Origin of the sequence: Curtobacterium sp. MCBA15_004, from assembly GCF_001865055.2 — a bacterium.
Taxonomy (GTDB): domain Bacteria; phylum Actinomycetota; class Actinomycetes; order Actinomycetales; family Microbacteriaceae; genus Curtobacterium.
Map to the genome: position 1 here is coordinate 3,189,783 of NZ_CP126266.1, position 13,277 is coordinate 3,203,059.

The 13,277-nt window shown below is 71.7% G+C and carries 13 protein-coding genes and 1 tRNA gene; 7 read left to right on the top strand and 7 right to left on the bottom strand.

The window, feature by feature from the left end:
• Positions 1-52: 52 nt before the first annotated feature.
• From QOL16_RS14985 to QOL16_RS15005, 5 genes are all read left to right on the top strand, one after another.
• A complete protein-coding gene (locus QOL16_RS14985) occupies positions 53-352 on the top strand; it encodes a hypothetical protein (protein WP_065963632.1) in 300 nt (99 codons plus the stop codon).
• A 28-nt stretch (positions 353-380) separates the two neighbouring features.
• Positions 381-2,156: a helicase-associated domain-containing protein gene (locus QOL16_RS14990; RefSeq protein WP_071284771.1), complete on the top strand. Its 1,776-nt coding sequence runs from the start codon at positions 381-383 to the stop codon at positions 2,154-2,156.
• A 113-nt stretch (positions 2,157-2,269) separates the two neighbouring features.
• Positions 2,270-3,964, top strand: a complete 1,695-nt coding sequence (locus QOL16_RS14995; protein ID WP_071284772.1) for a DNA repair helicase XPB — start codon at positions 2,270-2,272, stop codon at positions 3,962-3,964.
• A gap of 55 nt (positions 3,965-4,019) precedes the next feature.
• On the top strand, positions 4,020-4,715 hold the full coding sequence (locus QOL16_RS15000; RefSeq protein ID WP_058740468.1) for a response regulator transcription factor: 696 nt from the start codon (positions 4,020-4,022) through the stop codon (positions 4,713-4,715).
• A gap of 66 nt (positions 4,716-4,781) precedes the next feature.
• Positions 4,782-6,482 carry a cell wall metabolism sensor histidine kinase WalK gene (locus QOL16_RS15005; protein ID WP_065963640.1) on the top strand — a complete coding sequence of 567 codons (1,701 nt, stop codon included), beginning with the start codon at positions 4,782-4,784 and terminating at the stop codon, positions 6,480-6,482.
• Between the two features lie 103 nt (positions 6,483-6,585).
• Here the strand turns inward: QOL16_RS15005 and QOL16_RS15010 are convergent, their stop codons facing one another.
• The 7 genes from QOL16_RS15010 to QOL16_RS15040 all read right to left on the bottom strand — a co-directional run bounded on the left by QOL16_RS15010 (position 6,586) and on the right by QOL16_RS15040 (position 12,578).
• Entirely contained in the window at positions 6,586-7,479 is an 894-nt protein-coding gene (locus tag QOL16_RS15010) for a hypothetical protein (RefSeq protein WP_071245263.1), read from the bottom strand.
• A gap of 271 nt (positions 7,480-7,750) precedes the next feature.
• A complete protein-coding gene (gene groL, locus QOL16_RS15015; protein ID WP_065962791.1) occupies positions 7,751-9,370 on the bottom strand; it encodes a chaperonin GroEL in 1,620 nt (539 codons plus the stop codon).
• Between the two features lie 295 nt (positions 9,371-9,665).
• The gene (locus QOL16_RS15020) at positions 9,666-9,869 is read right to left on the bottom strand and encodes a cold-shock protein (protein WP_022903461.1); all 204 of its coding nucleotides are present in this window, start codon (positions 9,867-9,869) and stop codon (positions 9,666-9,668) included.
• Positions 9,870-10,061: 192 nt separating this feature from the next.
• A complete protein-coding gene (locus tag QOL16_RS15025; protein WP_065962794.1) occupies positions 10,062-10,652 on the bottom strand; it encodes a LytR C-terminal domain-containing protein in 591 nt (196 codons plus the stop codon).
• Positions 10,649-10,948 carry a DUF3263 domain-containing protein gene (locus QOL16_RS15030; protein ID WP_253181649.1) on the bottom strand — a complete coding sequence of 100 codons (300 nt, stop codon included), beginning with the start codon at positions 10,946-10,948 and terminating at the stop codon, positions 10,649-10,651. The genes QOL16_RS15025 and QOL16_RS15030 overlap by 4 nt, the downstream gene beginning before the upstream one ends.
• Positions 10,949-11,046: 98 nt before the next feature.
• On the bottom strand, positions 11,047-12,099 hold the full coding sequence (locus tag QOL16_RS15035; protein WP_071284774.1) for a DUF2332 family protein: 1,053 nt from the start codon (positions 12,097-12,099) through the stop codon (positions 11,047-11,049).
• On the bottom strand, positions 12,096-12,578 hold the full coding sequence (locus tag QOL16_RS15040) for a GNAT family N-acetyltransferase (RefSeq protein WP_065962801.1): 483 nt from the start codon (positions 12,576-12,578) through the stop codon (positions 12,096-12,098). The genes QOL16_RS15035 and QOL16_RS15040 overlap by 4 nt, the downstream gene beginning before the upstream one ends.
• A 63-nt stretch (positions 12,579-12,641) precedes the next feature.
• Here QOL16_RS15040 and msrB point away from each other — a divergent pair, with 63 nt between their 5' ends.
• Both msrB and QOL16_RS15050 read left to right on the top strand, forming a co-directional pair.
• Positions 12,642-13,043, top strand: coding sequence for a peptide-methionine (R)-S-oxide reductase MsrB (gene msrB / locus QOL16_RS15045; RefSeq protein ID WP_065962868.1), 402 nt, complete (start codon positions 12,642-12,644; stop codon positions 13,041-13,043).
• A gap of 33 nt (positions 13,044-13,076) precedes the next feature.
• Positions 13,077-13,152, top strand: a tRNA-Thr gene (locus QOL16_RS15050).
• Positions 13,153-13,277 lie beyond the last annotated feature (125 nt).

A 13,277-nucleotide genomic window follows, 5' to 3' on the forward strand; every position in this document is an offset into this window, starting at 1 on the left:
TGGACTCCTCGAGGTCGTGGAACGGCCGTGGTGCGTCGGATATCCTGGGTCGATGGCCAAGCCGACCCGATCGACCGGGAACCCGCGCGATGACGTGCAGCCCCCGGTGACGTTCAATCGTACCGAACGCGTGCTCGGGTTCATGGTCGGGGGGATCTTCATCGCCGCGCTCCTCTGCATCGCAGCGATGATCGTCATGTGGTTGACCGACCCGAGCGCGCAGGGCTCGATGCCGTGGCCGGTCGTCATGGCGGTCCCGCTCATCGGCCTGCCGATCGGCATGGTGCTCGTGTTCGTCCTGCTCGGCCTGACCTGGTCGAAGCGCGCCCGCGAGAACCGGTCGGGACGCTGAGCACCGGCGCCGACCGGAGCCGGGGCCGATGACGACCACCGCAGACCTCGCCGCACGACTGCGCGCGATGCCCGACGACGAGCTCGAACGGCTCGTGGTCGCCCGTCGACTGCCCGCCGCCGTGCTGGCCGACTCCGGTCCGCAGCACGCGACCGACTTCTTCGACCTCGCCGAGGCGCTCCGCAGCGACGACGCGGTCGACGCGGCGCTCGAGCACCTGCCGCGGGCGACGCTCCTCGCCCTCGTGCACGGCGCCGGTGCCGCGGACGCGCTCGCCCCGGCGGTGGCGCTCGGCCTGGCCGACCCCGACGGTGGCGTCAACGACGCGGTCGGTGCCCGACTGGCGGCCCACCCCGACCTCGGCGCCCTGCGCGACGCGCCGGACGCCGACGGCCCGTCCGAGCAGACCGGGGACCCGCGGCAGGGCGCTGCGCCGGACGACGAGCGGGACCGAGCGGCCGGTGCGGAGCAGGCGTTCGCGACGATGACCGTGCTCGCCGAGCTCGTCCGCGCGGTCGACCAGGGAGGCGTCCGCGAACTCGTGAAGGGCGGCATCGGCACCCCGCTCGCGCGGACCCTCGGCGAGCGCGTCGGCGCCGAGGCCGAGGTCGTGTCCGACCGGCTGGCCCTGCTCGCCCGGGTCGGGTACGCCGACCCCGGCGAGGGCGTCTGGACCACCACGGACGACGGGCGGACCTGGCTCACGACGGACTGGCCCGAGCGCTGGACCGGTCTGGTCGGACGCTGGTGGTCCTCGCTCGACCCGGCCGTGCACGACGTCCTCGAGACCGCCGGGGACGACCTGCGCGACCTCGTGTCCGTCGGCCGCTGGCGCTACCCGGCCGGATCCCGCTGGCTCGACGCGACGCTGCTCCAGGTAGCGGGGACGGCGTCGGCGCTCGGGCTCGCGGTCGACGGCACCGTCACCTCGACCGGGCGCGCCGTCGTCGCCGGTGACGCCGGGGCCGCCGCCACCGACCTCCCGCCGACCGTCGACACCGTGTACCTCCAGCACGACCTCACCGTGATCGCGCCCGGTCCGCTGACACCGGCCGACGACGCCGCACTGCGCGTGGTCGCCGACCTCGAGGCGCCCGGGCTCGCCGCCCGGTACCGGGTCTCCGAGGACTCGGTCCGACGGGCCCTCCGCGCCGGACACACGAAGGAGGCGCTGCTCGCCTCGCTCGACCGGCTGTCCGCCACCGGGGTGCCGCAGCCGCTCGCCTACCTGGTCGACCAGGTCGCCGGACGCGACGGCGGCATCGTCGTCGACGTCGATGCCTCCGGGACGGGGGCCGTCGTGCACGGCACCCCGGACCAGCTCGACCTGATCGGCGTCGACGCCGAACTCCGTCAGCTCACGTGGGAGCGCCCGGACCTGACGACCCTCGTCACGCACCACCCGGCGCACGTGGTCCAGGCAGCGCTCGAGGAACAGCGGTACCCTGCCGTGCTGACGGCCGCCGCCCGCCCCGCGACGCGGGTCGCGCCTCCCGTCCGTCGCCGCGCCGCCGGCCGCACGCCGGAGCAGGCGGCGCACGCCCTCGTGGAACGGCTCCGTCTGACCACCCGCCGCGGCGAGGCGGAGCCGGAGCAGGAGTGGCTCGGGCGGCAGATCGACCTGGCGGTGCGTGGACGCACCCCGGTCCGCGTGACGGTGCGGATGCCGGACGGGTCGGAACACCCGTTCTCGATCGTGCCGACGTCGGTCGCGGCGGGGCGGGTGCGCGGACGGGACACCGGCGTGGACGTCGAGCGGACGCTGCCGCTGTCGCTCGTGGTGTCCGTGGAGAGCGAAGCCTGAGCGGGGTGGTCGGTCGGCGGCGTTCCTCCGCAGGCGAACGGTCGGGGCCGCTTCTCCACCGGAGCGCTGCGCACCGCACCCGTTCGCAGCCGCGACGCCTAGGCTGATCCGTCATGAACGGACCGCTGATCGTGCAGAGCGACCGCACCGTGCTCCTCGAGGTCGCACACCCCGACGCCGAGGACGCACGGCACGAACTCGCGGCCTTCGCCGAGCTCGAACGCGCACCCGAGCACGTGCACACGTACCGCATCACCCGCCTCGGGCTCTGGAACGCACGGGCCGCCGGGCACGACGCCGAGTCGATGATCGGCACGCTCGAGCGGTTCGCGAAGTTCCCGGTGCCGCAGAGCGTCACGGTCGACATCCGCGACACCGTCTCGCGCTACGGCCGCCTGGTGATCCGGCGCGAGGAACGCCCCGACGCCCCGGTCATCGCGAACTCCCCGTCCGAGGAACTCGAGCGCCAGCCCGTCCTGCTGCTCACCGCCAAGGACCCGTCCGTGCTCGCCGAGGTCACCCGGTCGAAGCGCATCAAGCCCCTGCTCGGCGACCAGCGATCCCCCAACGAGATCGCCCTGCAGCCCTGGGCGCGGGGACAGGTCAAGCAGGAGCTCGTCAAGCTGGGCTGGCCGGCCGAGGACCTCGCCGGCTACACACCCGGGCAGCCACACCCGATCGACCTCGACACCGCGTCCTGGCACCTCCGGCCCTACCAGGAGCAGGCGGTCGACACCTTCTTCGCCCAGGGGTCCGGCGTCGTCGTGCTGCCCTGTGGCGCCGGCAAGACCCTCGTCGGCGCCGGCGCGATGGCGACCGTCAAGGCCACCACGCTCATCCTCGTGACGAACACGGTCTCGGCCCGGCAGTGGCGTGACGAGCTGCTCCGCCGGACGACCCTGACCGCCGACGACATCGGCGAGTACTCCGGCACCGTCAAGCAGATCCGTCCGGTCACGATCGCGACGTACCAGATCCTCACCGCCCGCCGGAAGGGTGAGTACACGCACCTGTCGCTCCTCGACGCGCTCGACTGGGGCCTCATCGTGTACGACGAGGTCCACCTGCTCCCCGCCCCCGTGTTCAAGCTCACCGCGGACCTGCAGGCGCGCCGCCGCCTGGGGCTCACCGCGACCCTGGTGCGCGAGGACGGACGCGAGAGCGACGTCTTCTCGCTCATCGGGCCGAAGCGGTACGACGCCCCGTGGAAGGAGATCGAGGCGCAGGGCTACATCTCCCCCGCCGCCTGCTACGAGGTCCGCATCGACCTGCCGCACAGCGACCGGCTCGAGTACGCGGCCTCGGGCGACGACGAGCGGTACCGGCTCGCGGCGACGACCCCCGCGAAGACCCCGGTGGTGCGGGAGCTCATCGAGAAGCACCGCGGCGAGCAGATCCTCGTGATCGGGCAGTACATCGACCAGCTCGACGACCTCGCGGCCTCGCTCGACGCCGCCGAGATCACCGGGTCCACGCCCGTCGACGAGCGGGAGCGGTTGTTCCAGGCGTTCCGCGAAGGCTCGATCGACGTGCTCGTCGTGTCGAAGGTCGCGAACTTCTCGGTCGACCTGCCCGACGCGACGGTGGCCATCCAGGTGTCCGGTTCGTTCGGGTCCCGGCAGGAAGAAGCCCAGCGTCTCGGCCGACTCCTCCGCCCGAACAAGGACGGCCTGCCCGCGTCGTTCTACACGCTCGTGACGCGGGACACGGTCGACCAGGACTTCGCGCAGAACCGGCAGCGGTTCCTCGCCGAGCAGGGCTACGCGTACACGATCCTCGACGCCGATCAGGTCGCGACTGCCGCCTAGCCGCCGTACGTGCCGCTCTCAGGAAACCTCTAGGGAACGGTCAGAGGATGGGCGCATGACCGATGGCCCCAAGATCCTGATCGTCGACGACGAACCGAACATCCGCGACCTCCTCACGACCTCGTTGCGTTTCGCCGGGTTCGCCGTCCGCGCGGTCGGCAACGGTGCCCAGGCGATCTCGGCGGTGCTCGAGGAAGAGCCCGACCTGATCATCCTCGACGTCATGCTGCCCGACATGAACGGGTTCGGCGTCACCAAGCGTCTCCGTTCGTCCGGATACACCTCGCCGATCCTCTTCCTCACGGCGAAGGACGACACCGAGGACAAGATCACCGGTCTCACCGTCGGCGGCGACGACTACGTCACGAAGCCGTTCTCGCTCGACGAGATCGTCGCGCGCATCAAGGCCATCCTGCGTCGCACCATGAACGACGAGGAAGACGCGATCATCCGCGCCGGCGAGCTCACGATGGACCAGGACACGCACGAGGTCACGATCGGCGACGCGCAGATCGAGCTGTCGCCCACCGAGTTCAAGCTCCTGCGCTACCTCATGCTCAACCCGAACCGGGTGCTGTCGAAGGCGCAGATCCTCGACCACGTGTGGGAGTACGACTTCAACGGCGACGCCGGCATCGTCGAGTCCTACATCTCGTACCTCCGCCGCAAGCTCGACCAGTACTCGAGCGAGCCGATCATCCAGACCAAGCGCGGGTTCGGCTACATGCTCAAGGCGACGAAGGCTTCGTAGGCCGCCGTCGTCCTCACGGCGCTCGTCCGGTTTCACCGGGCGAGCGCCGTCTACCGTTGGGGCAGCATGCACACGCGAATGAGCCGTTGGTGGGACGGGATCTCCCTCCGCACCAAGATCACCGGGATCACGGTGCTCCTCGTCGCGCTCGGGCTGCTCGTCGCCGGCCTCGGCACCATGACGGTGCTGTCGACCTACCTCATGTCGCAGCTCGACGACAACGTCAAGCAGACGACCGAGCAGCTCGAGGGCCAGAACATCAGCGACGGCGAGCAGTACTGCAAGCTCTCCGTGGTGCTGTCGCAGAGCGCCTACGTCGCGGCGTACGACTCGTCGGGTGAGCAGATCTGCCAGACCCGTGCATCGAGCCGGCCGGACATCCGGTCGCTCGACTTCTCGGCGGCGGCCCGGTCGTCGCAGCGGTTCTCGCTCTACGACAGCCAGCACGACCACGAGTGGCGTGCCCAGGTCATCCCGGCGTCGCTGCAGAACCAGTCGAGCGGCACCGCCGAGACGGGCTACGTGCTCGTCGCCGTGTCCAGCGCCGACACCGACCAGACCATCGCCCGGTTCACCGTGATCTTCCTCGGGTTCGGCATCTCGGTGATCCTGCTCGGCGCCATGCTGACCCGGCTCCTCGTCACGGCGACCTTCGACCCGCTGCGCGACGTCGAGGACACCGCCGCGCGGTTCGCCGCCGGGGACTTCAACCAGCGCCTCGAGGCCGACACCCCGAACACCGAGGTCGGCCGCCTGAACCGCTCGCTCAACGCGATGCTCGAACGCATCGACAGCGCCTTCGAGGACCGCGAGCGGACGATCGCGCAGATGCGACGGTTCGTCGGCGACGCCTCGCACGAGCTCCGCACGCCGCTCGTCTCGCTCCGCGGGTACGCCGAGCTCTACCGGATGGGTGCACTGCGCAAGGAGGAGGACGTCGCCCAGGCGATGGAGCGCATCGAGAAGGAGGCCCAGCGCATGGGGCTCCTCGTGCAGGACCTCCTCCAGCTCGCCCGCATCGACGAGTCGAAGCCGCTCGAGCTCGGGCCGGTCGACCTCGTCGCGATCGCCCGCGACTCCGCGCTCGACACGATGGCGTCGAACCCCGACCGCGAGATCCAGGTGCTCGTCGAGGACGCGGTCACGGGGGTCAGCGTGCCGCAGGCCGTCCGCCCGCCGGCGCCGCAGTCCGACACGGGCGAGGTGCCGCCGACCTCCCCGTCCTCTGCGAACACCACGGGGCCGATCGCGTTCTCGCGGCAGACCCTCGCGCGACTGCGTGCCCGCCGGACCCGTGCGATGGGGGTCGAGGGCGGCGTGCCGTCCGACGACACGTCCCCGCTGCCGACCGTCGTGCTCCCGGCCCGTCCGCCGATCGTCCTCGCCGAGGAGAACAAGGTGCGGCAGGTCATCACGAACCTGATGGGCAACGCGATGCGGTTCACCGCGCACGACGACCCGATCGAGATCGGCATCGGCGTGGACGACGACCGTGGCATGGCGCACATCGACGTGATCGATCACGGCGAGGGCATCCCCCCGCAGCTGCGCGAGAAGATCTTCCAGCGGTTCTGGCGTGCGGACACCTCGCGGGCACGGGACACCGGCGGCTCCGGGCTGGGGCTCGCGATCGTGTCCGGCATCGTGCACGCGCACAACGGCTCGGTCGAGGTCTTCGACACCGAGGGCGGCGGCGCGACCTTCCGCGTCTGGCTCCCGCTCATCCCCCGCGACTACACGCCCACCCCCGCGCCCGCCGCGGCCTGACACGCACCCCGCGCCCGCACCCGCCCCAACCGCGCCGTCGTCCGCCGGGCCGGATCCGTCACGCTCGTCGCACCCGGCCGACAGCTCGTGCGCTGCCGGCGCATCATGCACGGCGTGTCCTGTCCGCTCGTTCGGCGAACGCCAGCCGCAGCCGCTCGAACAGGACCGCCGGGCGAGCAAGATCGACCGCAGTCGCGTGGATCACGAGCCAGCCGTTCACCGTGAACCCGTTCCGCCGCCGTTGGTCGTGCCGGAACGTCTCGCGCTCGCGGTGGTGGTCGCCGTCGTACTCGAGCGCGATCCGGTACTCGGGCCACGCCATGTCGACCCGCCCGAGGAAGCGTCCCTGGGCGTCGTGCGCGTCGGCGTTCAGCTCGGGCTCCGGGAACCCGGCATCGACGACCGCCAGGCGGAGGCGGCTCTCCATGGCCGATTCCGAGCCGACCCGGATCCGCTCCAGCGCGGCGCGGGCGTTCCGCACGCCACGCGCCCCGGGGCGGATCGCCGCTGCGAGGTCATCGAGGGTGGCGAGGCCTCGCTCCCGGCTCACCATGTGGTCGCCGAGCACGACGAGATCCTCCACGGAGAGCATGCCCGCACACTCGAACCAGGCCTGAGCCGGGCTGCTGGTCGGTCCGTACGCGGTCGCTCGGACGGCCCGCGACGGCGAACGGTGTCCGACCACCCCCTGCCGTCGCATCGCGACATCGGCGTCCGACGACACGTGTACCGTCTCGTCCGACGCCATCCGGTGCGGCAACGGCGCACCCCAGATGCGTGCGGCCGTGACGTGGCTGAACCGCTGTCCCTCGCGCAGCACGACCGAGAGCGCTTCGACACGTCCGACGTCTGCTCCCGCTGGAGCCCGGACGCCGTGGACCGGCGAGACGAGGTCCTTCCGGCGGAGGCGCTCCGCGCCGATGCCGGCCCGCAGGGCCGCACCGACGGTGAACGCACTCTGGCGGAAGGGAACGGGGAGCGGGGTGGGGTTCGGCATGCCGATGATCGTCCGTGGAGCGCCGACAACGCCGACCATCCCGAGCCGGGACTGTGGAGGAGGGCGCACCGCGGGCCTCCTGTGGGGGAAGAACCCGGAGCACTGGGCGAGCGGGACATGCCGCACGTGCGGCGCGGTCCGGGCGCGACTCGTCGCACCGGAGCGTCGAACGTGACGAAGACGGCTCGCTCGCGCCCCGCCCCGCGCCCCCGACCCCCGCACACAGAAGGGCCCCGCACGCGCAGCGTGCGGGGCCCTTCTGTCGGACGGACTAGAAGTCCATGCCACCCGAGGGGTCGCCGGCCGGCATGGCCGATGCCTTCTCGGGCTTGTCGGCGACGACGGCCTCGGTCGTGAGGAACAGACCGGCGATCGACGCAGCGTTCTGCAGCGCCGAGCGCGTGACCTTGGCCGGGTCGATGATGCCCGCGGCGACGAGGTCGACGTACTCGCCGGTCGCAGCGTTCAGGCCGTGGCCCGACTCGAGCTCGCGGACCTTGGCGGCGACGACGCCCGGCTCGAGACCGGCGTTCAGCGCGATCTGCTTGAGCGGTGCGTCGATCGCGACGCGGACGATGTTCGCGCCGGTCGCCTCGTCGCCCTGGAGCTCGAGGGTGTCGAGCACGACGGACGCCTGGATGAGGGCGACGCCACCACCGGCGACGATGCCCTCCTCGACGGCGGCCTTCGCGTTGCGGACGGCGTCCTCGATGCGGTGCTTGCGCTCCTTGAGCTCGACCTCGGTCGCCGCACCCGCCTTGATGACGGCGACGCCGCCGGCGAGCTTGGCGAGACGCTCCTGGAGCTTCTCGCGGTCGTAGTCGGAGTCGGTCGCCTCGATCTCGGAGCGGATCTGACGGACGCGGCCCGCGATCTGCTCGTCGTCGCCGGCGCCCTCGATGATGGTCGTCTCGTCCTTGGTGATGATCACCTTGCGGGCCTTGCCCAGCAGGTCGAGGGTCGCGTTCTCGAGCTTGAGACCGACCTCCTCGGAGATGACCTGGCCACCGGTCAGGATCGCGATGTCCTGCAGCATGGCCTTGCGGCGGTCACCGAAGCCCGGGGCCTTGACGGCGACCGACTTGAAGATGCCACGGATCTTGTTCACGACGAGGGTCGCGAGCGCTTCGCCGTCGACGTCCTCGGCGATGATGAGGAGCTGCTTGCCCGCCTGGATCACCTTGTCGACGACCGGGAGCAGGTCCTTGATGTTGGAGATCTTCGAGTTGACGATGAGGATGTACGGGTCCTCGAAGACGGCTTCCTGGCGCTCCGGGTCCGTGACGAAGTACTGCGACAGGTAGCCCTTGTCGAAGCGCATGCCCTCGGTCAGCTCGAGCTCGGTGCCGAAGGTGTTCGACTCCTCGACGGTGACGACACCCTCCTTGCCGACCTTGTCGATCGCCTCGGCGATGAGCGCACCGATGGTGGGGTCGGCGGCCGAGATCGACGCGGTCGCGGCGATCTGGTCCTTGGTCTCGATGTCCTTCGCGTTGGCGAGGAGCTGGTCGGAGACGGCGGCGACGGCCTTCTCGATGCCGCGCTTGAGCGACACGGGGTCGGCACCGGCGGCGACGTTGCGGAGGCCCTCGCGGACGAGCGCCTGGGCGAGCACGGTCGCGGTGGTGGTTCCGTCACCGGCGACGTCGTCGGTCTTCTTGGCGACCTCCTTGACGAGCTCCGCGCCGATCTTCTCGTACGGGTCGTCGAGCTCGATCTCCTTGGCGATGGAGACACCGTCGTTCGTGATCGTGGGGGCGCCCCACTTCTTCTCGAGGACGACGTTGCGGCCGCGCGGGCCGAGCGTCACCTTCACGGCGTCGGCCAGGATGTTGAGGCCGCGCTCGAGGCCGCGACGGGCCTCCTCGTCGAAAGCAATGATCTTTGCCATGTGAGTTTCTCGTCCCTCCCGGACGTCGTGCATGGGGGTCGTGCTGGCACTCAGCGTGAGCGAGTGCCAACGCCGATTCTGGCACTCGCGTTGGTCGAGTGCAACACAGTCGGGAGGCGCGGGCCGACTTCCCAGGACACGTTGCGTCGCGAGCACGCGGACGACACCGGCGCGAGCAGGCGGACGACCCCGGCGTGAGCAGGTGGACGGCCCGGCGCGAGCACGCGGACCACCACCCCGCCACGACGGAACGCGCCGCCCCCGAAGGGACGACGCGTTCCGTGGTGGTGCCGGTTCAGGCGGGGCGGACCGACTCGGCCTGCGGCCCCTTCGAGCCGGTGCCGACGTCGAACGTGACCGCCTGCCCCTCCTCGAGGACCTTGTAGCCCGACATGTCGATCGCCGAGTAGTGCACGAACACGTCCTGGCCCCCTCCATCGACGGTGATGAAGCCGAAGCCCTTCTCGGCGTTGAACCACTTCACGGTTCCGTTGGCCATGATCTCTTGCTCCCTGGTGGTGCCGGTGCGAACGACGGGTCGTCGTTGTTGCGGACGACGAGCCGTCGTCTGGCGATGACTCTTGCGGAAGCCACGCACCAGGGCAAGAGGTGTGACGCTCTTCCGCCTCGATTCACCCAGAACGCAACGCGCCGGAAACACGGCGGTCACGAACCGGGCCGTCGAGGCCGCTCAGCCGCGGTAGTCGGCACCCAGGACGACGGACACCCCGGCGTTCGGGAACGCGTCGGACTGCTGCACCGCGGTCACCCCGAGCGTCTTCGCGATGCCGCGTGCCACCGCGGCCTGCGACTCCTCCTGGTAGTAGACGATCGTCGACGCCGTACCGGTCGTGCCGGCGTCACCCGTCGAGGCGACCTTCCACCCGGCGCCCCGCAGCGCCGTGGCACCGCGGGCCGCGAGACCGCCGGTCGACGTGCCGTTCAGGACGACGACCTTGGTCGTCCCCTGTGCGGCGGGCTCCGCGGCCTCGGGCTCCTGGGAGGCGGACTCCGAGGGCGACTCGGACGGCGACGCCTCCGAGCTCGCGGGGGCGGAGGACGACGCGGCCGGGGCCGGCGACGAGGTCGAGCCGCCGAAGGAGTAGCTGCCGTTCACGAGCGCGAGCGCCAGCACCCCGAGGAGCACGAGCACGCCGGTCGCGAGCGCCGCCCACGCGAAGGCGATCCACCCGCGTCCACGTCGCTGGGCGCCGCGGTGGGCGCCGACACGGGGTCCGTCGTGGACCTCGTCGAAGCGGTCTCGCGGGAATCTCTGGCTCATCGTTCCTCTTCACGGGGATCGGGCGTCGTGGCGGCGGCGACGAAGGACCGCGTGGCCCGCGCACGGGTGCGCGCGTGCCGGAGCCGCTGCAGGCGTCCGACCAGCTGCGGGTCGTACGCGAGGGCTGCGGGGTGGTCGATCACGCGGTTGAGCACCTGGTAGTAGCGCGCCGGCGACATGTCGAACTCGACCCGGATCTCCGCTTCCTTCGTGCGGTCGTGCCGTGCCCGGTCGTGCTCGAACGCGAGCACGTGCTTGTCGAGCTCGCTGAGCTCGTCGGCGGGGAGGGCGGTCACGGCACTTCCGATCACGGTCGGGCAACGGGTCTCGCACATCGTAGGGGTGACCGGCGCGCCGACCCTGGCACCACCCTGGACTGTCGCGGAGGCTGCGTTCAGGCACCGGGTGGGCGGAACCACCGCACGCGGACGCCGAACGGGTCGGAGACACCCAGCGCGACGCCGTCGAGCGAGAGGGTCGCGAAGGCGTCGGGGTCCTCCGGGTCGACGTCGTGCGGCAGCGTCGCCGCCACCCCGTCGAGGATCCCGGTGCGTTCGAGCGCCACCCAGTGCACGCCGCGCTCCCGGAGCCGGTCGACCACCCGCTGCCGACCCGCGCCCGGGACGTACACGAGGGTCCCGGTGGTCAGCACCACCGGTTCACAGCCGTCCGGCAGGGCGTCCAGTGCGCGGTCCAGGTCACCGGGCAGCGTGCCCCGGACCCGGACGGGAGGCACGGCGAGCGCCGCGCGGGCCGCCTCGCGCATCAGGGCGGTCCGGTCCGTCGCCTCGGGCGGGACGGCCTCGACGAGCCGGTCGAACGCGTGCGGCTCCGCGAGGTCGATCGGGTTCGGGTCGAGTGCGACCCGTGCGCCGATGCGGATCGGGGTCGACCGCGGGGCGGGCACGGCACCGGAGACCGTCACGGTGAGGTGCACCGCGGGGTCGGCGACGGCGGTGTGCGCGCGGACCGGTGCGCCCGGCTCCCCCGCACCGTCCAGGACGCGGTGGTCGAGCGTGACGCGGTCCGGGATCGAGCACAGGCCCGCCGCGGCCCCCGCGTCGACGAGCCCGAGCGGTCGCGCGGACGCGGCGGCGAGCGCCTGGAGGACCGGGACGACGGGACCGAGCCGCCGCGGGTCGTTGGCCTGCACCGTGGCGGTGGTGAGGGCCGCGACGAACGCGTGGCGGGCCTCCCGTCCGAGCGCGCGCAGCGCACCGGGGTCCGACGGGGCGGCGCCGAGCCGCCGCGCGACCGCGAAGACGAGCTCCGGCTGCCGCTGCTGCGGCGGGACCGCGTCGAGCAGCGCGACGAGCGCGTCGTCCACCGACCGCGCCCAGGCGGCGTAGGACGGCGAGGTGCCGGCGATCCGGTCGGCGTACGCGGCGAACCGCTCGCGGGTGCCCGTGCTGCTGCTCGTGCCGGTGCTGCTGCTGGTCCCGTTCACGGGCGGTGCATCCCGACGTGACGGATGCCGGCCTCGTCGTAGGGCGTCCCGAACCGACGGAAGCCGTGCCGCTCGTAGAGACCGGCCACGTACTCCTGGGCGTGCAGCACGAACGGCTCGTGCCCGTGCTCGGCGAGGACCGCGGCGACCAGGCTGCCCGCGATGCCCCGACCGCGGTGGTCGGGGTGCGTGGCGACGCGGCCGATCACCCACGCGGGCGGAGCCGACCCGTCCGGGTGCTGCTCGTCGACCGCGGGCCGGACCAGGCGGAGGTAGCCGAGCACCTCGTGCCCCTCCGCACCGGCGTCCGCTCCGAACCACCAGTGCTCGGTGTCCGCAGCGCGGTCACGCCCGTCGAGGTCCTCGGCGGTGACCCGCTGCTCGAGCGCGAAGACCCGGTTCCGGAGCCGCACGATCCCGTACAGTTCGTCCGTCGTCAGGCGGCTCCAGTGGGCGCGGCGTACGGAATGCTCGGACACCGTCGCGAGTTTACTGAGGTGGTCGCCAGGACCCACGACGGCGACCGGAACGAGGAGGAACACATGGCGTACAACGTCGACAAGTCCGATGCCCAGTGGCGCGAGGAGCTCTCCCCGGACCAGTACGCCGTCCTCCGGCAGGCCGGGACCGAGCGTCCGTGGACGGGCGAGCTGCTCGACGAGGAGCGCGCCGGCGTCTACACGTGTGCGGCGTGCGGCGCGGAGCTGTTCCAGAGCGGCACGAAGTTCGACTCCGGCTGCGGCTGGCCGTCGTTCTACGAGTCGGTCCGCCCGGAGGCCGTGCAGCTCATCGAGGACAAGTCCCTCGGCATGGTCCGCACCGAGGTGCGCTGCGCGAACTGCGGCGGCCACCTGGGCCACGTCTTCCCGGACGGCTTCGGCACCCCGACCGGTGACCGCTACTGCATGAACTCGATCTCGCTGAACTTCTCGGCTGCGGAGTGACCCCGGACGTGCCCCGGTAGAGTGGGCGCGTCAGCCGGCATGGCGCAATTGGTAGCGCACCGTACTTGTAATACGGGGGTTGCGGGTTCGAGTCCCGCTGCCGGCCCCAGATCAGGGCTTCCTGTGTAGCCCAAGGTGTAGCCGTCGGTCGTGCCACCCTACATCGGGGGCACTTGAGCCCCCGCGGCGCTCGCCGCGATGCGCCGGCCGCCCGGCCCGCGTGTCGGCTTCGTC